Raw genomic sequence first — 21,037 nt, forward strand, 5'->3', positions numbered from 1 at the left:
CTTTTTCAATCTTCTACGGTAATTCTAAGTCAAATTAGTGAGCAGCATAAGTGGATATTCGTCCATATTTATGAGCCAAGGGGTTGTGAGTCCTGTTAAGGATGACCTTAGAACTTGCCGTTACAGCCAGTACGGTGAACATTACATAAGTAAGAGTAAGTTAATGGTGAGTGATTGGGAGGATTTTCTAAAGAGATATGGAATTTTAATGCAGAAGCTTATTTACGCTCATATGCATTCCTCTTGAACAGGATTTTCAACTAGAAAGGTTGGTTTTAAATGCCGTTAACGACTGAGGGCCAATTAGTGGACGAAATCGCGAGCTGGCTGAAAAAGTATTTTTCGATTGAGGTGCTGTCTGCCAAGCGTGTAAGGCGTGGGCTAAAGAACGAAAAGTGGATTGTCGAGACGAACAAGGGTTGGATGTTCGCCAAAAGCTATCACCCCGGGCGATTTAAAATGCATGATCCGGAGTTTCGCGGCAAGATTGAAAATGCGCTGCAGCTGCAGCTTCTTTTTTATCAGTCGGGTGGACTGTGTCCTGAGCCGTTGACGTTGGAAGGGCGCTGTATGAACATCTTACCGTGCGGAAGGTACATGACCGTTATGACGTGCTGTCCGGGCGCTATGGTGCCTGCTGGCATAATCGGTGAGCGTAAAATGCACTCACTCGGACGAGCTGCTGCGGATATGCATGCCTTCTGGGATTCCGCGGTGATATTAGGGCTTCAAGCAGCAGTGCCGCCGGAGGAACCAATTTGGCGGTTGTCTCGCGAGGAGATGGAGCGCACCTGGGAGGTAAGTTGGGAAGCGGCTCGTAACTCGTCTGTGCGTGTCCGAAACGCAACGCAATTACAGAAAGCGATAATTGATTCACTTGAAGACAATGATTTTACGCCTCTGACTCCGGGCTGGGCTCATCTCGATCTGTGGGCAGACAACCTGCTTTTCGAAGGAGACACGTTGGCAGCCATCGTTGATTTCGACCGAGCACGCTATTCGTTTCCTGCAATGGACCTCGGACGGGCTGTCCTTTCCGGCACGCTCAGTGAGCGCGGGTTCGACAAGGATGCTGTGGCCGCTTTCACTGAAGGCTACCGTAGTGTGCGGCTGCTGCCACCGGGCTCGCTATTGAGGGCTATCAAGTACGTCTGGTGTATTGAATCATTTTGGTGGATCCAGCCGTCGCTCGAATCTTCCAGCGTGGTCCCTGTCCGTTTTGCTGAGGAAATGGTTCAAACCGCGAAACGTTGGGAGCAACTCGACGGCCTTCTTGGAGGCATCTAAGGCTGGCCTTTAAACTTGCCGTTACAGGCTGGGAAAAGTGTTAGAAGTGTCGATGCTGGCAGTGAATGCGCTTCTGATGGTACTTTCGCTTAGCAGAAAGAGATGCCTTAGATCACGATCGTGAAGGGTAAGATGTGCTTGTGTCTCGACATACTGACTTTTTCGTGCAGAAAATGCAAGGTATTCATTTTGTATCTATCATAAAATTTATCTAGAAAGGAGGGAAAACGATGGATTGGTTGGACAGGATGAATAGCGCCATGGAATATATCGAAACAAACCTAGCGGACAATATCTTATATGATGAAATAGCGCAGAGAGCTTGTTGCTCTACTTACCATTTTCAACGAATGTTTCCGTTTATTACTGGAGTATCGTTATCTGAGTACATTCGGCGTCGACGGTTGACATTGGCAGCATTTGAACTGCAAACAACAGATGCAAAGGTTATTGATATAGCTATGAAATATGGATATGATTCGCCAGAGGCGTTTGCACGGGCGTTTAAGAATCTTCATGGGATCATGCCGATATCTGCGCGCGATAAAGGCGTTTCTCTAAAAGCCTATCCTCGAATGTCCTTTCACATTTCAATTAAAGGAGATATCGAAATGAATTACCGCATTGAATCAAAAGGGCCTTTTGAGATGTTTGGAGCTTATGGTCTGGTCAATTCCGATCCCCAAAAAGTATATGATGAAGTTGCTCAATTCCGTCAACAATGTGATGTAGATGGCAGTGTTGAAGGGATGAACGGATTACTGGGACGCTTTAGTAACACGATCTTGCACGCTGCCTTATATGATCATACTGGAACATCTTTTAAATACATGGTGAGTTATTTTTTACCAAAAGGGCTTGAGATTCCGGAGAGATTTACAAAACTTTCTGTCCCGGAACTAACGTGGGCGATTTTCCCGGAACCACAATGTGATTTAATTAAGTTATGGGGACGGATTTATTCCGAATGGTTCCCGACATCGGAATACGAACAGGTTGAAGGCCCTAGTTTCGAGATGTATTATGGAACGGGAGAGTATGTTACTGGGGAGATTTGGATTCCGGTGAAGAAAAAATAATCTTTTACTCGAGTGAATGTATTGCATTCCAACGAAGATGATAGTTGAATAAAGCGAAATCAAAGGAAGGCCATCCTCAATGGATGGCCTAAAAAGCTTGCCTTTACAGACGCGCGGTGAACCGTATCACAAATAGTGGTAAAGCGGAGAGTCGAACTAAAGGTAGACATTGCGACGCTAAATCTAGAGAAGGAAGATCACTTAACTAAAGGAGGTATTGCCGGTTCTGATTTTGGTTTTCAGCCAAAAACCATATTAAAAATATTGACATCTCGCACACTTGCCCCGTATAATTCCAACTAATCGGGTTCGATTTATACGCATTACATTGTTGACCAGTCCACTGGAGGCAATTATTCGTTTTTACGAATAATTGTCTCTTTTTCGTTTACTGGTAATTACCAGATTACCACTTGATCGAGAGAGAGACCAAAAGGGGGAATATTCTTGGAACTGTTGCAAGAGGTGGTACCGTTGTATCACCAGCTCAAAACGTATATCAAACAACAAATCGAAAGCGGCCAATGGCAGCCAGGTATCGCGATTCCAAGCGAGCGGGAACTGGAGAAACTGTTGGGATTGAGCCGTACGCCCATCCGTCAGGCCCTTGGAGAACTTGTTGCGGAGGGATGGCTTGAACGCAAACATGGAAAAGGCACTTTCGTTGCACAGCGTACTTCCGCCGCTGTCACGACGAAGCTGGTCGGACTAGTCGAGCAGCTTCGCAGCCAGGGATTATACCCGACCATTGAAATCGTGGAATTCGGACACTGCGAAGCGCCGGCCGCCGTATCACAGGCACTCGGCATTCCGGCATCTACGCAGATGATCCGTACGGTTAGACGAATTGCGGTATCCAGCGGTCATGTGATAGTGGATGAGAACTATTTCAACATCAATTTATCCGGGGTCATAACGGAAGAGCGGCTTGGGCGCTCAACTGTCTTCGATCTGCTGGAACAGAGCGGAATGAATGTCAAGAAAGGCTCGCAAGGCTACTCAGCAGTCAATGCCGACGCCCGCATCGCCAGACTGCTCGAAGTTCCCGAAGGCACCGCATTGCTAGTCATACAGACGCTGTTGTTCAACAACCGCGATCAGCCTTTGCAATATTCCTTGTCTTATTGCAATCCAGAACGTTACACCCATGAGATATTGCTCAGCCGTTAACAAATTCAAAGGAGATGGAATGTCATGAAATTATGGAAAATAGTAACTTTATCTCTCGTCATCGCAATACTAACCATCGTAACGGCCTGCTCGGGCAGCAGTAATAACGGCGCAAAGCCGGTCAATCAGGCAGGCAACGTTTCAAAAGATAATCAACAACAACAACCAGCCTCATCGGAAGAAAATATCGAACTAACGTTTGCTAACTGGATTTCAACGGAGGATGCGACAAAGGATGCCTACAACCAGTTAGTAGAAGGTTTTGAAAACGCCCATCCGAACATCAAGATCAAGTCACTCGGCATCCCGTTCAACGAATACAAAGATCAGGTACTCATTGCCTCTACCGGAGGCAATACGCCGGATGTGCTGATGGCAAACCAGAGCTTCACGCCGGCATTCGGCAATGCAAACATCGTACAGCCGCTAGAAACAATACTTGGCCGTGACATCATCGACGATATTTTACCTTCGAGCAAAGCAGGAGTCACCTTTAACGGCAAAGTGATCGCTATGCCGTGGGCGCCGCATCCTAATGCGCTGTTCTGGAACAAGACGCTGTTCGCCAAAGCGGGTCTCGACCCCAATGCGCCGCCAAAGACGTGGGACGAGCTTCTGAAATATGCGGAGGCAGTCGCAGCGCTTAAACAAGACGATAAAGGCAACCCAATCTACGGTATCGGCGAAGCAAATAAAACCGGCGCTTACACCGGCCAAATGCTGCTCCGTATAACGCTCTCTCATGGCGGTAAGTTCGTTGACGATCAGGGCAAGCTGATCGTCAACCAAGGCTCGGCGCTCGTAGAATCGCTGCAATACCTGCGCGACATCGCCAATAAGAATGTTGCCCCGGTTGGCGCCGAGATCAAGGATTTGCGCGCCATGTTCGGGACGGGTTCGCTGGGCATGCTCGTCGACGGCGACTTCGGCCGAAACACGTTCCGAACCACTAGCGGCAAAGGGGAAGTTTTTGATAAGGAGTGGGGCGTGACAACCGTGCCTGTCGGCGCGACCGGACGTTCCGAGACCGTCTTCACCGAGCATCAATTGCTTATCTCATCGTCGACCAAACATGCCGAAGCAGCCGCTGAGTTCGTGAAGTATCTGGTATCTAAGGATGCCATGATTTTGTACCACAAACTTAACGGAGTCATGTCCTCCCGCGCTTCAGTTGCATCATTGCCTGAGCTGAACGAGGACGATTACACCAAGGTATTCAATGAGCAGATGAAAACGGCCAGCCCATTCCCGACGGGCAACCCTGCGTTCGAACAGGCTATGAAAGAAACGTCCAACTTGACTGTGCTCGCAACAACAACATCCGAGGATATTCCAGCTATTATCGCCAAGATACTGCCGAAGCTTCAAGAACTGTATGCTGCGAAGTAGGCAATGGCAAATCTTTATTTCAAACACTTATAAGCTAAGGGGGGAGGCAGTCTATGTCAATCAAATGGTCTCGCACCCTTAAAAATCAGGCGTTCGGCATGCTGCTTGTCGCGCCCGCGACCCTGCTGTTGTCTGTGACGATTCTAATCCCGTTGGCTCGTTCCATTTCGACGAGCTTCCGGGGCGCTTCGTTGCTTTCGGCTGAACAGCCCTTTATTGGTCTGGCCAATTATAAGGCGTTGTTGTCGGGACAAGAATTTTATCATGCGCTCTCCATTACGCTTCGGTATGTTGCATGCACTGTCGGCATTGAGATTATTCTTGGACTCGCGAGCGCTTTGCTGCTGAACAGCCGAATCCGATTTCGGGCGTTCTTCCGCAGCATTTTGCTCATCCCGTGGGCGATCCCAACGCTTGTCGCAGCGCTTGTCTTCCTACTGATTTATCAGGCTGATTATGGAGTGTTGAATGGCTTGCTTATCCAGAGCGGATTAACGGACAAGAAGCTGAACGTTCTGAATGATTTAAACTTGGCGTTGTATGGCATCATGGGCGTTGCGATTTGGCGCCAGACGCCGTTGGCCGCCGTAATGACGCTTGCCGGGCTGCAGGGCGTCCCGCGCGACTGGTATGAAGCTGCAACAATTGACGGTGCAAGCAAATTAAAAACATTCTTGTATATTACTCTTCCCGCTTTGAAACCTGTACTCGCTAATGTGACGCTGTTGATGGTCGTTGCCAACTTTCAAATGTTCACGTTATTTTATGCTCTTACCGGAGGCGGACCGGCGGACGCGACTCAATCATTGGCTATTTACACGTACGAAACGGCGTTCCAGGCCTACGATCTAGGTAAGGGCTCGGCAATCGGCGTAATATGGATGCTGTTGCTGCTGCTCATCGCTGTTCCACTTAACCGTGTGGCGCATCGGAGTATGTCATGAAGAGGTTATATCGGCTTCCCACTGTTCGACGTCATCTGCTGAACCGCAGCAATATCGGTGTTTATGTCCTGCTTGCGGTTATTCTCTTGTTGTTTCTATTTCCGGTTTACTGGTTGGTATCGGTCTCACTGCAGACGAACGGCGATCTGTTTCAGTTTCCACCCCAATGGGTTCCGTTCAAGCTGACGATGCAAAGCTATAAGGGTGTCCTGCTCTCGGCGAACTTTCTTACTTTTTACAAAAACACCGCGATTGTCGCGTCCGGATCAACAGCACTTTCAATTGCCGTTTCGATTCTCGCCGGATACGGCCTCTCGCGCTTCCGGTTCCGGGGCAGCCATCTACTGCTCGTCTTCTTTCTATCGTCGCAAATGTTCCCCGCCGTGACGTTATTGATCGGACTGTACACGCTTTACAGCAAGCTTCATTTGCTCAACACCCTGCTTGCGTTGATGTTAGCCGCAACAACGACAGCGCTGCCTTTCTCTATTATGATGATGAAAACATTCATGGACGGGATCGCCGGCGAGTTGGAAGAGGCCGCGGAGGTCGACGGCGCGACACGCCTAAAGGCGCTTATCCATATCGTTTTGCCGTTGACCAAGCCAGGGATCATGGCGGTAACAATCTATTGTTTTCTCGTAGCGTGGGACGATTTTCTGTTTGGCATGACGCTTGTTCGCGATCTCAATATGCGGACTCTCAGTCCGGGGCTATCCCTTACCTTCCTTGGCGAATTAAGCACCAACTGGTCCGGGGCGGCTGCAGCAGCTGTCACGGCTACAGCCCCGCTGCTCGTCTTGTTTCTGTTTTTGCAGCGGTATATGGTGGAAGGTTTAACCGCAGGAGGAGTTAAAGAATAAGCAAAATGCTTGAAAGGAGAAGAAGTATGACAACCGTCAGCAAACCGAATGTTCTCATTTTTTTCACCGATCAACAGCGCTGGGACACTACGGGCATCCATGGCAATCCACTGGGGCTGACGCCTAATTTCGACCGAATGGCTGCATACGGTACGCATTTGGAGCATTCCTTCACTTGCCAGCCCGTATGCGGTCCAGCGCGCTCCAGCCTGCAAACCGGTGTTTACGGCACTACATCCGGCTGCTACAAAAACGGTATTCCATTGCCGGAGCATTTAGGAACGCTCGGACAATATTTCGGGCAGGCTGGCTATCAGACCGGCTATATTGGGAAATGGCATCTGGCAGACGAGGAGCCGGTGCCTGCGGCCAAACGTGGTGGCTATGATTATTGGCTTGCCTCGAACGTGCTCGAGTTTTCGTCGGACAGCTACCGAACGGTTATGTACGATAATGACAGCAATCCGGTACGGCTGCCGGGATACCGGGTTGATGCGCTTACCGATGCTGCAATTCGATACATCGACAACCATCGAGAAAATCCATTCTTTCTGTTTGTATCGTATTTGGAGCCTCATCATCAGAATCATATTGACGACTATCCTGCCCCAGTTGGCTACCGCGAGCAATATGGCGGCCGCTGGATTCCGCCCGATCTCGCGGCACTAGGAGGCACCGTCCATCAGCATATCGGCGGTTATTATGGCATGGTTAAACGGCTAGACGAAGCGCTCGGCCGGGTGCTCGACGCTCTTAAAAGCTTGGAGCTGGACGAGCAAACAATTGTACTGTTTACCTCTGATCACGGCAACCATTTCAAGACGCGGAACGAGGAATACAAGCGTTCTTGCCATGACAGCTCGATTCGCGTCCCTACAGCTTTTAGCGGCCCTGGATTTAGCGAAGGCCGCAAGCTGCGGCAGCTTGTCAGTCTGATCGACCTGCCGCCTACACTGCTGGATGCCGCAGGAATTAAGGTGCCTGCCCAGATGCAAGGGAACTCGATAATGCCGCTCTTGAACGGTGCGGGCTCTTCTCAGCCTTGGCAGGAGGAGGTGTTCGTGCAAATCAGCGAAAGCAGCATCGCTCGAGCGATCCGCACGCGAAAATGGAAATATTGTGTCGTCGCCGAGGGCAAGGACGGTAACGCGCAGGCCGGCTCGGAGGAGTATATCGAGGCTTATTTGTACGACCTTGATGCTGATCCGTATGAACTAACGAACCTGATTGGTCTGGACTCTCATCGTGAGGCTGCGGATATCCTGCAAGCCCGTCTGCAGCATCGCATGGCGGCCGCGGGGGAGAGCGTGCCGATCATCCGGCCGGCGCCGGCCGTGCCGGGAGGCCAGCGTCATGTTTCGTTGCAGGAAGCGCGGAGCTGACAACGGAAAGGGCTGCTGCCCTTCTTGCCGGATCGCTTTTCACATCGCTTGATCTTAATTTCCAGTACTGGTCTCCTTCCGTGACGGGCGCGACTTCCGCTACCTGCCGGTGAAGCCCGCAACTGCGGTACAATTCCCTTGCTTGCCTTGCAAAGAGTGCCGCAGTGCGATTAAACCTACACTGAACGAAGGAGCTGTTTTCCAAAATGATTCGTCAACTAGTCCGATTACTGGTTCTATTAGCGTTGTTAATTCCCGTCTTTGGCACGATAGAGCGCGTACCTTCCGTTTTCGCGGCCGGCATTTCCTATTATGTGGATTGTGCTGCTGAGAAAGCCGGCACGGGAACCGAGGCCGCTCCATTTTACAATTTGGCGGAAATTAATGCGGTTCATCTTACCCCCGGTGATTCCGTTCTGTTCAAACGCGGGTCGATCTGCTCCGGCACTTTTGCGCCGGTAGGAAGCGGGAGTTTCGCCGCACCTGTCACGATTGCTGCCTACGGTCCGGGCTTGGCAAGACCCGTTATTAACGGGAATGGTCAGACCGACGCTATTTTGCTGCGTAATTTGCAATATATAGAGTTAAGCGATCTCGAACTGACAGCTTCCGGCGATAATAAGATGGCTAGACGGGGGGTACACGTTCTTGGCGAAGACGCAGGCGACTTATACGGCATTACGTTGCGAAACTTATATATTCACGATGTCCGCGGCTACATGCCTTCAACGGTCAGCGGCAACTATCACGGCACAGGCAAATACGCGAATGCTTCAGGCGGCATCGTTATTGAGGTGCTTGGCACAGCGGTGCCGACCGCTTTTCATCAGGTGCAAGTGTTGAACAATCAGATTGCAAGCGTAGACCGTCAAGGGATTTATGTTTGGTCTAATTATTGCCAACGACCGGGACTGGTGGAGTTTTGGGGGAGTTTGTGCAACGGGTCGTGGAAGCCGATGACCGACCTCTACATTAGCGGTAATACGCTCTCGGATATCGGCGGGGACGGAATCGCACCAATGACGGTTGACGGGGCGCTGGTCGAATCCAACACCTTAACCGGTTTCAATATGCGATCCGACTCGCCGAACGCAGGTATGTGGACGGCGAACGCAAACAATGTCACCTTTCAATTCAACGACACGTCCGGCGGCAAAACGACTAAGGATGGTATGGCATATGACATCGATCATTCCACAAGCAATATCACATTCCAATACAACTATTCCCATGGAAACGAAGGCGGATTTTTTCTGATTTGTGCCCAGGGAAACAGTAAGGCGGTCAACTTCGTGATCCGATACAATATTTCGGTCAACGACCGGGCGCGTATGTTCCAAAGCTGCGGCGGCGAGGTGGTTTCAAGCCATATTTACAATAATACAATGTATATAGGTTCCGGCCTTGCGCCCGTTATTTATCAAGAGACGACGAATCAGCGGCAGGCAATCCAGTTCCGGAACAACCTCATATACAAAGAGGGTGGCGGTCAGGTTACATGGACGCTGGATGATTTGAATTTCGTTATCGACAATAACGCGTTTTTCGGAGTGCCGGTTCCAGCATGGGCGACTAATACGTTAACAACTGACCCTTGGCTGAACGGCCCCGGCAGTCTCGACCAGGCGGGTTACAAGCTGGGAGCCGGCTCGGTGGCACTGAATGTAGGGGCTGTGATCCCTGCAAACGGAGGCCGAGATTATTTTGGTAATGCTGTTTCTTCTACGACAGCGCCGAGTATCGGAGCATATCAAGGGCCAGGACTTGCACCTGCATTCGTTAGTCCGCTTGCTCATTTCAAGCTCGATGACGGAAGCGGCGTCACGGCCGCTGATGCAGCAGGTACGAATAACGGCAGTTTGATGGGCAACCCGGTCTGGAACAACAACGGCAAAGTCGGCGGTTCGCTCAAGCTGAACGGCAGCGGCGATTACGTGAGCGTGCCGGCCGTACTGAATCCGGGCTCAGGCAATTTTACCGTTGCGGGATGGGTCAAGCTGGATACTGCGGCTGGTGTTAACCAAGTTATTTTTCAACAGGAGGGCGTTTTGGGGCGCACATTACTATACCGAGTAACTTCGACCGGCCAACTCGGTACTTTTCTTGGCGGAAGCGCATTGCTCTCATCTGAGAGAATTCCTACAGGAGAATGGACGCATGTAGCGGTTGTAAATCGGGGCGGAGCCGTCACGCTTTATGTGAATGGACAACCGGTCGGATCGGCAACACGCACCATCGAATCGCAAACGTCCCCGTTCCGCATCGGGACCCATAAATCGCCTACCGATGCCAACGATTATTGGAACGGCAGCGTAGATGATTTCCAGCTATACAATACTGCGCTGAACAGTGCCCAAGTGTACCGGCTATACAACAGTTAAGTTTAAGCTCCCTGTCCGTTAGTTCGGCCAGGGAACTTTTGCATATTTGAATACTGCGACAGGAGAGATAAAGATGAACCATCCAATTCCCAAAGCATGCTGCTCGGTGAGCAGACAGCATACGAATGATAAACTTATACAAGCAGCAGAACCGGTTGCGACTCCATGCACTCTCGGTGCTCCGTCTAGTCTCCGATTCGACTGGGTAAGTTTAACAGGCGGTACGTTCGAGATGGGAACGAATGACTCGGAAGGCTTTCCGGACGATGGGGAAGGGCCAGCTCGAAAGATTGAGATTAATCCGTTTTACATTTCGGCATACACAGTCACAAATGCGCAATATCAAGCTTTTGTTGAGGCTACGGGTTACATAACGGAAGCGGAGAAATTCGGTTGGTCTTATGTATTTCATCTTCTGGTGTCCGAAGAGACAAGGAGCAAAGTGAAGGGTTCCTCGCAACAGGCGCCCTGGTGGTTGGCGGTAGAAGGAGCAAATTGGAGAAGGCCGGAAGGAATAGAGAGTGGCATCACGGATCGAATGGATCATCCGGTCGTTCATGTCACTTGGAATGATGCAATAGCATTCTGCAAATGGTCAGGGACAAGGCTGCCAAGCGAAGCGGAGTGGGAATACGCAGCACGTGGTGGATTGAAAGGGAAAAGATACCCGTGGGGAGACAAACTGAAGCTTGACTACCAGCACATGTGCAACATTTGGCAAGGAAAGTTTCCTGTTAAAAACCATGCAAGCGACGGTTATATCGATACGGCTCCGGTTCATACATTCGAACCGAATGGCTATGGTTTATATCAGATGGCAGGAAACGTATGGGAGTGGTGCGCAGACTGGTTCAGCCCGGCTTATCACCAACAGACGCAAAATGTGAATCCGATATTTAACATCGATACAGGACATAAATCGATGAGAGGAGGATCTTACCTTTGTCACCGTTCCTACTGTAATCGCTACAGGGTTGCTGCTCGAAGCTCGAATACACCGGATAGCTCAAGCGGTCATTGTGGTTTTCGAGTCGCAATGGATGCATAAAAGTTCCAAGGGACTACCGGAAATTATGATTTGGAAATTTCAATCTATTTGGGAAGATCACTTATTGAACGCAAAAAGCTTTCCGAAACGGACCAGCAACGTGGCTCGTATTGAAAAGCTTTTTGCGTTGGCTGGATCTAGCCGAAAATATGACGAAGCTCGTCCGGCACCGGACGGCTTTTTCACGTCGCCGGGTCCATTGCTACACTCGTTACTAACGTTTCGGAACATAGTTCGCCCTGGTCGTACGTATAAGCTGCAGCATCCATTTCTGCCAATCGTCCGAGAATGGTCACTACCATGTCCCTGCTCAATGCTTTATTTGGTGCAAAGGTAAGTGCATGTTCGCGTTTTAACTTTAGTGTGGATTTTCCCGGTAATTGGGATTACAGAGTTGAAGGAACTGAAAATTACAAAGCTACCGCAACGAGAGAAGCCATACCCGATGCAGGAATTGTTATAAATGCCGGGAACGATCCTGAACAAAAAATATCTTTGTATGGCCAAGAAGGACCACTGTCTTGGGACCCCGCAGGTAATGCTGTTGTAGAAGACTTTGTCACGCAAACCGGATTAAAAGGTAAGAAATATACCAGTGAGGATCAAGATACGATCTCCATTTATTATGTCTTTGATCAGAATCAATTAAGTAATCATGGATACAATGCAAGAGCTTTAGGCGGGAACATCCACATGACGAAGGACGTTTACGAGCAAAACAAGGACACTATTGAACTTATCATTCTGAGTATCCGCCTCTCATAGCTAGTGAAAATACCCCGGCAGTCTCATTGGCGTGACCTATCTTGCGTCCCCTGAGCAATTGGTTGAAATAAGTGCCGTCGCACACACGAACTAACTCGGCCACCGTAGTCGGCGCAACAGGGACGGTCGGGCTTCGGATAGGCACAACCGCCATTGGCGCAAAGCAGAAGGGTTTTACCTAGTAAGTGTGAAGTAGTCTCCATCTGATCGTTAGGTGGGGACTATTTTACGTTTACGGTGTTCATCCAGTCTACGTTATAAATCTATGGCTCTAACCTATATCCTCACAATACAAATTAGGTCAGCTATTATAGCTGGCTTTTTAGCATGATCTTGGTTTCGTTTTATAGAGTAGAGAGAATCTTTAGCCAGATTGTTTCCTAACTACCGATCAAGCAGCAGCTTCATCTGCACGTCCATTTGGCTGTGCATAGTGATGGGGTCGCTGACAGCGAAATGCTCCGGATCTATGGAATAGACACGATTATTTTGCACAGCCTTTAACTGCTTCCAGGAGAAAGTTTTCTCCAGCACTATGAATCGAACCGGATCAATAATGCTCACAAATAACCGGTCGCCTGCGTATAGGGAAAGTTGCTCCTCCGTAATCAGGCGATAAGCCTCACGGTTAAGCATCTCTTGCTCAATAATGGGAGGGGCTGTCATGCCCAGTCCATCGTATAAATTATAAGCTCCACGGCACCAGAAGTTGCCGAAGACATAAATGGAATCGGTGCGGATTTCGATAACAGATACCGTTTCTTCTTTGGATATAAATCTTCGTAATTCAGTTCTGTGACTCTCAGCTTTCTGCTCATATTGCACAATAAGCTGCTGCGCCATCCTCTGTTTGTTAAAAGCTTCGCCAAGCATCGCCAGTAAAGTCATTGGTTTATGGTCGTTTTGTGAGAAGATCATCGTAGATGCAACGGTTGAAATAGAATTTATCCTCTCTGCTATCAGCCAGAATAATTACCCATCATTTTATTTAAATAATTTCGAAAGTCTTCAACATATGCTTTGGGCTCTATGATGGTTAGATTTGTGCCGAAACTTGCTAAAAAATCAAATCCCGTACTGTTTTGAGGGACATAAATGGTTGCTAATAAGTATTCAGCACTATAGTTTTCAATACTCTTCCGACCGTACCGTTCAATGAATTGATCTTTTATGCTAGGCGAAATCAATGCCTTAATAGCGACTAATTGTGGTTGATAACTTGCTTCACGTTCTTGTTCTAATAAATATTCTCTAGGGCTAAATGTTTTTTCATCCATAGTAAGCTTATCGATTCGAGATAATTTAAACGTTCTATATCCCATACGATCTAAACAGAATCCTTTCAGATACCAACTTCTTTCGCTAAAATGAAGCTGATAGGGCTCGACAATTCTATTCGAAGTAGCGCCATCTTTATCTATATAATCAAATGAAACTAACCTTCTCATTAATATGGCTTCTTGACATGTCCTCAAGGTTTGAAGGATCTCAGACCGCCCCTCCCAATCATAAAATGACAGTTGAATTGAACTTTTCAGAGATAAGGGGCTAACCATCGCTTCTATTTTTTTTATAGTAATTTCAACTTCCTCGCTAATTAGAATTTGTTCCAACCCGCCGAGCGCAGTTAATATATTCTCTAAGTCGGAGTTGCTTAAAAGACGTTTATCAACCTTGTATTCATCCATAATACCGTAGCCGCCATTAACTCCATGGGTAGCATAGATCGGGATGTTTGATAGACTCAGTGTTTCCATATCACGAAGAATCGTTCTTTTGGAAACATTAAATAATTGCGCGAATTCACTAGTCGAAACGATATTTTTTTTCAGCAAAATCATTATTATAGAAATAAGTCGCTCAACCTTGTCCATATTTCCTCCTCTTATTTCTCTACATCATCTGAGAACGGTGACATATAGTTGTCACCTTTTGTAGATTATACTACATTTATCACAAGAAGGAGGGATTACTTTATGTCAACTATCGCATATTTGAATTTTGATGGAATCACAGAAGAAGTGATTGAATTTTACGCGGAGGCTTTAAGCGCAATTGAAGTAAAGAAAGTGAAATTTGGGGATATTCCGCAAGATCCAAACTACCCAATGCCGGAAAATGAGTTAAATATGATCATGGAGTCTTCCATCGAATTCGCAGGCGGGAAGATCATGATGTCGGACATTCTGCCTTCCATGAAGGTGGTAACAGGTGAGCTGGTGCAAGGGAATAATATTCTGATTAGTCTGGTCATTGACGATAAGCAAAAACTGGAGCAATACTTTAATGGTTTGTCCCTTGGCGGACATGTCACCATGCCGTTATCCAATTATCCTTGGTCTTCGTGCTTTGGAACGCTGGTTGATAAGTTTGGGGTACACTGGAAATTTAATAGTGACGCAGATCAGTTTCTTGATAACGTAAATGAATCAATGAAGAAAGGATAATGTATCTTTCTATGGAAATAGATAATTTGATTCCCGTAAAATCGAGAGAAGAGCTTAGGTTCTGGCTACAGGGAAATAGTGGGACTAAAAAATTTTGTTGGGTCTTGGTCAGTATGACGCCCAAACCGGATACGCTCTTATATTTGGACGCGGTCGAGGAAGCTTTGTGCTTTGGATGGATCGATGGAGTCAAGAAGAAAATATCTGAAACGGAGCTGGCTCAGAGACTGTCTCCCCGAAGCAAAAAAAGCTCATGGACTGAATTGAATAAAGAACGTGTCCGCCGCCTCGAAAAGTTGGGACTCATGACAGACGAAGGAAGAAAGGTTCTTCCTGATATGGATTACGATTCTTTCAGAATAGATGAAGTTATAGAGGAAAGGCTCAAAGAGGAAAGGCAACTATATAAAAATTACATGGCCTTTCCAGATCTTTATAAAAGAGTTCGGATCGACACGATACAAAGCAATAAGTATCAGCCAGAGTTATTTCAGAGCAGATTAAACAAATTCATAACAAATACTAGAGAAAATAAAATGTACGGTCAATGGAATGATAATGGACGTCTACTAGATTACGTTGTGGAGAAAGAGGAATAAAATAGCTGCAGCATTTGCATGCAGACAGGACTCCCGAATGAGGTGGTCCTGTTTGTGTTATTTATGTAGGTACTTTTAAAGGATAAGTTCTTCTGGTCAACACGTAAAAACCCCCTTATACAAAGAAAGTTATCTTCGTATAAGGAGGTCTTTGTATGCTCAATTACAGGTTAATACAATCAGGTGCAATTTAGGGGGAGTATATCGGAGGGCGGCTATTCCGTTACAATGATACCTTGATTAGCGTACAACCCTGTAATTTCGGGATGCACATGCTCTGTAACGAGATAAGTCAGTTGGTTGGACGGACATACAATATGATTAGAAATCGTATTAAGTTTATTAGAGGTTACCATTCCCAGCACCTCGGTGGAAATAGATATCATTTTGCGTTTGACCAACGCCTCTGTCAGACTCGGAACACTTATGCCAATATACGGATCAATGTTGTAGATGCCCATAATGTATAAGTCGCTGCGCATGGTGTTAAGTGTTTCCACGGTATCAATGCCTAAATTGACCATAGACTCCTTGAACAAGGTGCCGCCGATCATAATGACCTCTACTGAATTATGGTTGGACAAGGCCATCGCGATAGGAGGACTGTTGGTAATAATAGTAGCTTTTAATGTTAATGGAAGCTGCTTCACAAGATACAGGTTGGTCGTGCCTCCATCAATAAGAATGACCATATTGTCTTTGATATAATCCAGCGCTTTGAGTGCCAGCTTCGTCTTCAAGTCACTGGACACATTTTGCCTCGTGGAAAAATCCTCAACAGGTGGGCCTATGCGGAGTGCACCGCTATGAACTCGTTTGACAAGCCCCTGTATGTCAAGATCCTTCAAATCTCTGCGGATGGTATCCTCAGATACGTTTAAGCGTTTACTTAAATCGCTGGCGATGACCTTGTGCTCAGTGTTTAAAATCTGCACGATTTTTTGCTGACGTTCTTCTTTTAACATGTAGTCCGTACCCTTCTTTTCTTTTTAGTGTAGCACAATTTTCAAAAAAACTGCAATAAACAGGTCCTTGTTTTGCATGTTTATCATTATTATGCCTAAATTATTCGCGTAATTTGCCGTTTTTGATGCAGTTTATATGCATGGAATGATAAATGTAATGCCTTTTTTATGCGCGTTTATAATTGTTATTTTGGTTAATGCAGAAATAAACGCTTTACTATGCATATTTTTTGTTTTATACTCGTACAAAGAAGCATATAAACGCATAAAAGGAGACATAAACATGAGCAACAGAGCAATCACAATTGCACCATCTATCATGTGTGCGGATCTTTGCAATCTGGAAAGAGGAATTAAAGAAATCGAGCAGGTCGGACTGGATACCTTGCATGTTGATGTTATTGATGGAAGCTTCAGCCCAAGCATGCCGCTGGGAATCGATACAATCAAGCAACTCCGCAAAATTACAAATATGAATTTTGATGTTCATATTATGTCGAATAATAACGAATTTTTTATCCAAGAGATGATCAATATCGGGGTACAACAAATTACTTTTCATGTTGAAAGCGGTATACATGTTGATCGTTGCCTCCAGCTTATTAAAAAAAGTGGCATTAAAGCAGGGGTAGCCTTAAATCCTTCTACGCCGTTGTCTGTGCTGGATCATATCCTGCCGGAATGTGATGTAGTGCTGCTCATGCTTATTAATCCAGGCTTTGCAACAGATAAGAATGAGAAGCAAGTGCCTTATGCTGTGAAGAAGGTAGAGGAGTTGCAGCAACTGATCCAAGCGAAGCAGTTGAACACAAAAATTGAAGTGGATGGTCGGGTATCCCTGGATACGATTCCTGCACTTGTAGAGGCAGGGGCTGACATTTTGGTCGCGGGCTCAACCAGTTTGTTTATCCCACACCGCAGCTTGGCTGACAACAAAGTATTGGTTGAGGAAGCAATTGATCAAGGGCTTCAAGCGGGGGTGAAGTAAATGAGTCCATTCAATGAGGTATCCAAGGCCATTGCTAACGAGCTTTCTGAGACATTGAACAGTATCGAGCCCCAGCAGGTTGAAGCGTTGGCAGCAGCGATCAAAAAGGCGGATAAGGTTTTCTTTGTAGGTGTTGGCAGAGTACTGTTGTCCCTAAAGTCAATTGCCAAACGATTAGCACATCTCGGTGTGAACACCTACGTAGTTGGTCAAATTACGGAGCCGGCGATTACGGAAAAAGATCTGCTTATTGTGGGATCTGGCAGCGGAGAGACGGCCTTCCCGCTTATCATTGCCAAGAAGGCGAAGCAATTCAAAGCTACTGTTGCACATATCGGAGCTAACCCGCAGAGCTCTATGAGGGAGTATGCTGATGTATTTGTACGAATTCCAGTTAGCACAAAGCTGAATTTACCGGGTGAAATCCCGTCGATCCAACCGATGACCAGCCTGTTTGAGCAAAGTCTGTTGTTGCTCGGCGATACGATTTCACTAATGATTGTCAAAGAAAACAATGTCGATATGCACGCTCTGTGGCAGTATCATGCCAACCTGGAATAAGAGGTAGAAGGGGGCTTACGATGAAAGCGGTTCATTTTGGTGCCGGTAATATCGGCCGAGGTTTCATAGGGAATGTGCTTAGCAAAGCCGGGTTTGAGGTATGTTTTGTTGATGTCAATCAAGAGATGATCGACACCATCAACAAAACGAATAGCTATAAGGTTGAACTTCTCGATGCGGATCATACGATTGAAGTCATCTCGCCGGTGTCAGCGCTCAACAGCATGACACAAGAGGAAGAGGTCATTGCGAATATCGGAGCAGCCGACCTTATTACGCTATCTGTAGGTGTTCCCAACCTGTCTAAGGTTGCCAATATTCTACTCAAGGCTCTGCTGGCCAGAGCAGAACTTCGCAAGGACTCAATAGATATCATTGCTAACGAAAATGCAATCAACGCATCGACTACATTGCGTCAGGAAATTGAAAGGCTCGCCTCTGCAGAAGAAATGGCAACGATCCTTTCGATTGCAGGCTTTCCTAATGCGGCAGTCGACCGGCTTGCATTATCCCGAAGAACTAGCGAGGGGGATTTGGTTCAGGTTGAGCCATTTTTTGAATGGATCATTAATCGTTCGGAGATGCTGAATCATTCTTTGCCTTTATTGGATAAAGTCATTTATGTAGATGATTTGACGCCCTATATTGAGAGAAAGCTATTTATTGTAAATATGGGTCATGCCGCTGCAGCCTACCTGGGCTTCCTGTTTGACGAGCCGACTATTCAGCGTGCGCTTACTCATCCCGACATCGAAGCTACGGTACAGGGGGCGATGTATGAGGTGGCCCGTTATTTTGAAGCAGCCTATGGTAAGTCTGCCGAAGAGTTAAAAAGTTTTATCGAGACAACATGTAAACGCTTCAGAAACGAACAGGTGAGCGATGATATTTTTCGGGTTGGCAGGTCCCCGATTCGGAAGCTTGGTGTGGATGAGCGGCTTGTAAAACCAGCAACTGAGTTGTATAAGCGAGGTCTTCCTTACAGCCAGCTTGCCAAAGTAATTGCCGCCGGTTATTTATTCCGTAATACGAGGGATGAAGAGGCGGTTGAGCTGCAAGACTATATCGCAGAACAAGGTTTGATAAGCGCTTTGGCAGCTTTTTCACACATTACCGAGCCGGAAGTACAGGAAGTCATTAGACAGCATGTTTCTGCATTGATAGCAGTATCCAAATGAATGAAGAGGGGCTAACATCATGTTAAGTCAATTTTTGAAAAATAACACCAAATTCCTTCAATCGGTTCCTAGCTGGGAGGAATCCATTCAAATAGCGGCCCAGCCATTACTGGATCAAGGCGCCATTACAACGGCTTATGTCCAGGCCATGATAGATAATGTGGATAAGAATGGTCCGTACATCGTAATCGTACCGGGTATTGCTATGCCGCATGCTAAGAATACAGGAAATATTAATGCCACAGGAATGTCCTTTTTGAAGCTGGAAACACCAGTGATATTCCCGGAAGGCAAGGAAGTGAGCATACTGTTTGTGCTTGCAGCTGAGGATAGTACCGGACATTTGGAGCTTATTACAGACCTCTCCTCTATGCTTATAGACGAGGATGTAATGGTGAAGCTGCTGCAAGTGAGCAGTGAGACAGAATTAATATCCCTCATCGAAGAAGTGGAATAACACCTGCAAGTGGTGTTGAGCAGCAGAAAATTTGAACTAAGGGGACGATTCCAATGTCCAGTGTTGCAAAGCAGAAATCATCAATACGTGCACGGATTCAAGTTGTAGGCGGTTTTTTGACCAACATGGTTATGCCTAATATTGGTGCGTTTATTGCTTGGGGGATTTTGACCGCTCTATTTATTCCCACGGGCTGGTTCCCAAATGAAAAATTGGCGGAAATCGTCGGTCCGGCCATCACGTATTTACTGCCTTTACTGCTTGCATCTACCGGCGGAAGAATGGTAGCAGGCAATCGGGGTGCGGTAATGGGTGCAATCGGGGCGATTGGTCTGATTGTCGGATCCGATATACCCATGTTTTTGGGGGCTATGATTATTGGTCCTCTGGGCGGATGGGTCATTAAGAAATTCGATAAGAGCCTGGAGAACAGAATGCCAGCTGGTTTTGAAATGATCATTAACAATTTCTCTATCGGAATATTGGGCTTTATCTTAATGGTGTTCTCTTACTATGTAATTGGTCCGGTGATCGAGGGAGCGAATGCCTTTGTCACAACATCGATTAAAGCCATGGTTGCAGGCGGCTACTTGCCGTTGCTGTCTCTCATTAATGAACCGGCCAAAGTATTATTCCTGAATAATGTTATCGATCAAGGCATTTATTATCCACTTGGTATGCAGGATACGTTAAGCTCAGGCAAATCCATTTTCTTTACAGTTGCCTCCAACCCGGGACCAGGTCTTGGCCTTCTGCTTGCATTTTCATTCTTTGGGAAAAAAGCAGCGAAGAAAACAGCGCCGGGCGCTATTATTATTCACTTCTTCGGCGGGATTCATGAATTGTACTTCCCTTATGTATTAATGAAACCTCTGACGATTATTGCAATGATTGCAGGCGGCATGACAGGCATTACAGTCTTTAATCTGTTTCATGCCGGTCTGGTAGCAGGACCAAGCCCAGGCTCTTTTATTTCATATTTGGCGTTAACGCCAAAAGGAAGCTTCCTCGGCATGTTTCTGGGCGTGCTTGCTGCGACAATCGTTTCTTTTGTGATCACCTCTATTATTTTGAAGCTGGACAATAAGTCTGATGATGAGGAAAGCTTCAGCAGCTCTCAGGAAAAATCCAAAGCAATGAAAGCTGAAGGTAAGGAACTGCTTAATGAGATTATAACGGATACACCTGCTACAACAGAAATTAACAAGATATCTTTTGCATGTGATGCCGGAGCAGGAAGCAGTGCTTTAGGAGCTACCACTTTTAGAAAGAGACTGCAAAAGAAAAGCATTACCGGTATTGAGGTTAAGCATTTCAGAATCGAAGACGTACCGGATGATTCCGATATTATTGTTGTTCATAAGGACTTGTATGAAAGAGCGTTGCTCAGACATAAAGGCAAGAACATTGTGACGATCAGCAATTATATTGATGATCCAAATTTAAGAGAACTGCTTGAGACAATTGAGAAGAATAAAGGAACTACAGCGTAAGCCACTTGATATATATTTTGAGAAGAGGACGGGCGAAATGC

The 21,037-nt window shown here is 46.8% G+C and carries 20 protein-coding genes; 17 read left to right on the forward strand and 3 right to left on the reverse strand.

Annotated features, from left to right (window positions below):
• Window positions 1-306 precede the first annotated feature (306 nt).
• The 10 genes from AC3Y23_RS13395 to AC3Y23_RS13440 all read left to right on the forward strand — a co-directional run bounded on the left by AC3Y23_RS13395 (window position 307) and on the right by AC3Y23_RS13440 (window position 12,308).
• Complete coding sequence (locus AC3Y23_RS13395; RefSeq protein ID WP_379199609.1) at window positions 307-1,287, forward strand: phosphotransferase; 981 nt, start codon at window positions 307-309, stop codon at window positions 1,285-1,287.
• 230 nt (window positions 1,288-1,517) lie between these two features.
• Window positions 1,518-2,366: an AraC family transcriptional regulator gene (locus AC3Y23_RS13400; protein WP_379199611.1), complete on the forward strand. Its 849-nt coding sequence runs from the start codon at window positions 1,518-1,520 to the stop codon at window positions 2,364-2,366.
• A gap of 447 nt (window positions 2,367-2,813) precedes the next feature.
• Entirely contained in the window at window positions 2,814-3,536 is a 723-nt protein-coding gene (locus AC3Y23_RS13405) for a GntR family transcriptional regulator (RefSeq protein ID WP_379199613.1), read from the forward strand.
• 24 nt (window positions 3,537-3,560) lie between these two features.
• Window positions 3,561-4,925 carry an ABC transporter substrate-binding protein gene (locus AC3Y23_RS13410; protein WP_379199615.1) on the forward strand — a complete coding sequence of 455 codons (1,365 nt, stop codon included), beginning with the start codon at window positions 3,561-3,563 and terminating at the stop codon, window positions 4,923-4,925.
• A gap of 53 nt (window positions 4,926-4,978) precedes the next feature.
• The gene (locus AC3Y23_RS13415; protein WP_379199617.1) at window positions 4,979-5,869 is read left to right on the forward strand and encodes a carbohydrate ABC transporter permease; all 891 of its coding nucleotides are present in this window, start codon (window positions 4,979-4,981) and stop codon (window positions 5,867-5,869) included.
• Window positions 5,866-6,732, forward strand: coding sequence for a carbohydrate ABC transporter permease (locus AC3Y23_RS13420; protein WP_379199619.1), 867 nt, complete (start codon window positions 5,866-5,868; stop codon window positions 6,730-6,732). The genes AC3Y23_RS13415 and AC3Y23_RS13420 overlap by 4 nt, the downstream gene beginning before the upstream one ends.
• A gap of 26 nt (window positions 6,733-6,758) precedes the next feature.
• Window positions 6,759-8,114, forward strand: a complete 1,356-nt coding sequence (locus tag AC3Y23_RS13425; protein ID WP_175371265.1) for a sulfatase family protein — start codon at window positions 6,759-6,761, stop codon at window positions 8,112-8,114.
• Between the two features lie 206 nt (window positions 8,115-8,320).
• Window positions 8,321-10,495 carry a LamG-like jellyroll fold domain-containing protein gene (locus AC3Y23_RS13430; RefSeq protein WP_379199622.1) on the forward strand — a complete coding sequence of 725 codons (2,175 nt, stop codon included), beginning with the start codon at window positions 8,321-8,323 and terminating at the stop codon, window positions 10,493-10,495.
• A gap of 73 nt (window positions 10,496-10,568) precedes the next feature.
• Window positions 10,569-11,543, forward strand: coding sequence for a formylglycine-generating enzyme family protein (locus tag AC3Y23_RS13435; protein ID WP_379199624.1), 975 nt, complete (start codon window positions 10,569-10,571; stop codon window positions 11,541-11,543).
• 300 nt (window positions 11,544-11,843) lie between these two features.
• Window positions 11,844-12,308, forward strand: a complete 465-nt coding sequence (locus AC3Y23_RS13440) for a hypothetical protein (RefSeq protein ID WP_379199626.1) — start codon at window positions 11,844-11,846, stop codon at window positions 12,306-12,308.
• 384 nt (window positions 12,309-12,692) lie between these two features.
• On the opposite strand, the gene AC3Y23_RS13445 is transcribed toward AC3Y23_RS13440, so the two are convergent.
• Together AC3Y23_RS13445 and AC3Y23_RS13450 are read right to left on the reverse strand one after the other, a co-directional pair.
• Window positions 12,693-13,271: an ABC transporter substrate-binding protein gene (locus tag AC3Y23_RS13445; RefSeq protein WP_379199989.1), complete on the reverse strand. Its 579-nt coding sequence runs from the start codon at window positions 13,269-13,271 to the stop codon at window positions 12,693-12,695.
• Window positions 13,268-14,182, reverse strand: coding sequence for a helix-turn-helix transcriptional regulator (locus tag AC3Y23_RS13450; protein WP_379199628.1), 915 nt, complete (start codon window positions 14,180-14,182; stop codon window positions 13,268-13,270). The genes AC3Y23_RS13445 and AC3Y23_RS13450 overlap by 4 nt, the downstream gene beginning before the upstream one ends.
• A gap of 102 nt (window positions 14,183-14,284) precedes the next feature.
• Here AC3Y23_RS13450 and AC3Y23_RS13455 point away from each other — a divergent pair, with 102 nt between their 5' ends.
• Together AC3Y23_RS13455 and AC3Y23_RS13460 are read left to right on the forward strand one after the other, a co-directional pair.
• Window positions 14,285-14,755, forward strand: coding sequence for a VOC family protein (locus tag AC3Y23_RS13455; protein ID WP_379199630.1), 471 nt, complete (start codon window positions 14,285-14,287; stop codon window positions 14,753-14,755).
• An 11-nt stretch (window positions 14,756-14,766) separates the two neighbouring features.
• Window positions 14,767-15,354, forward strand: coding sequence for a YdeI/OmpD-associated family protein (locus tag AC3Y23_RS13460; RefSeq protein ID WP_379199632.1), 588 nt, complete (start codon window positions 14,767-14,769; stop codon window positions 15,352-15,354).
• A 215-nt stretch (window positions 15,355-15,569) separates the two neighbouring features.
• Here the strand turns inward: AC3Y23_RS13460 and AC3Y23_RS13465 are convergent, their stop codons facing one another.
• Window positions 15,570-16,319, reverse strand: a complete 750-nt coding sequence (locus AC3Y23_RS13465) for a DeoR/GlpR family DNA-binding transcription regulator (RefSeq protein WP_379199634.1) — start codon at window positions 16,317-16,319, stop codon at window positions 15,570-15,572.
• A gap of 283 nt (window positions 16,320-16,602) precedes the next feature.
• On the opposite strand from AC3Y23_RS13465, the gene AC3Y23_RS13470 reads away from it, so the two are divergent.
• From AC3Y23_RS13470 to AC3Y23_RS13490, 5 genes are read left to right on the forward strand one after another with little or no spacing between them, the layout of a single operon-like run.
• Window positions 16,603-17,307 (forward strand): ribulose-phosphate 3-epimerase, encoded by a 705-nt coding sequence (locus AC3Y23_RS13470; protein WP_379199636.1) that lies wholly within the window; start codon window positions 16,603-16,605, stop codon window positions 17,305-17,307.
• Entirely contained in the window at window positions 17,308-17,868 is a 561-nt protein-coding gene (hxlB, locus tag AC3Y23_RS13475) for a 6-phospho-3-hexuloisomerase (protein WP_379199638.1), read from the forward strand.
• A 20-nt stretch (window positions 17,869-17,888) separates the two neighbouring features.
• Complete coding sequence (locus AC3Y23_RS13480) at window positions 17,889-19,046, forward strand: mannitol-1-phosphate 5-dehydrogenase (RefSeq protein ID WP_379199640.1); 1,158 nt, start codon at window positions 17,889-17,891, stop codon at window positions 19,044-19,046.
• A 19-nt stretch (window positions 19,047-19,065) separates the two neighbouring features.
• Window positions 19,066-19,503, forward strand: a complete 438-nt coding sequence (locus AC3Y23_RS13485; protein ID WP_379199642.1) for a PTS sugar transporter subunit IIA — start codon at window positions 19,066-19,068, stop codon at window positions 19,501-19,503.
• Between the two features lie 53 nt (window positions 19,504-19,556).
• The gene (locus tag AC3Y23_RS13490) at window positions 19,557-20,996 is read left to right on the forward strand and encodes a PTS mannitol transporter subunit IIBC (protein WP_379199644.1); all 1,440 of its coding nucleotides are present in this window, start codon (window positions 19,557-19,559) and stop codon (window positions 20,994-20,996) included.
• Window positions 20,997-21,037 lie beyond the last annotated feature (41 nt).

It is taken from the genome of Paenibacillus sp. MAHUQ-45 (genome assembly GCF_058133325.1).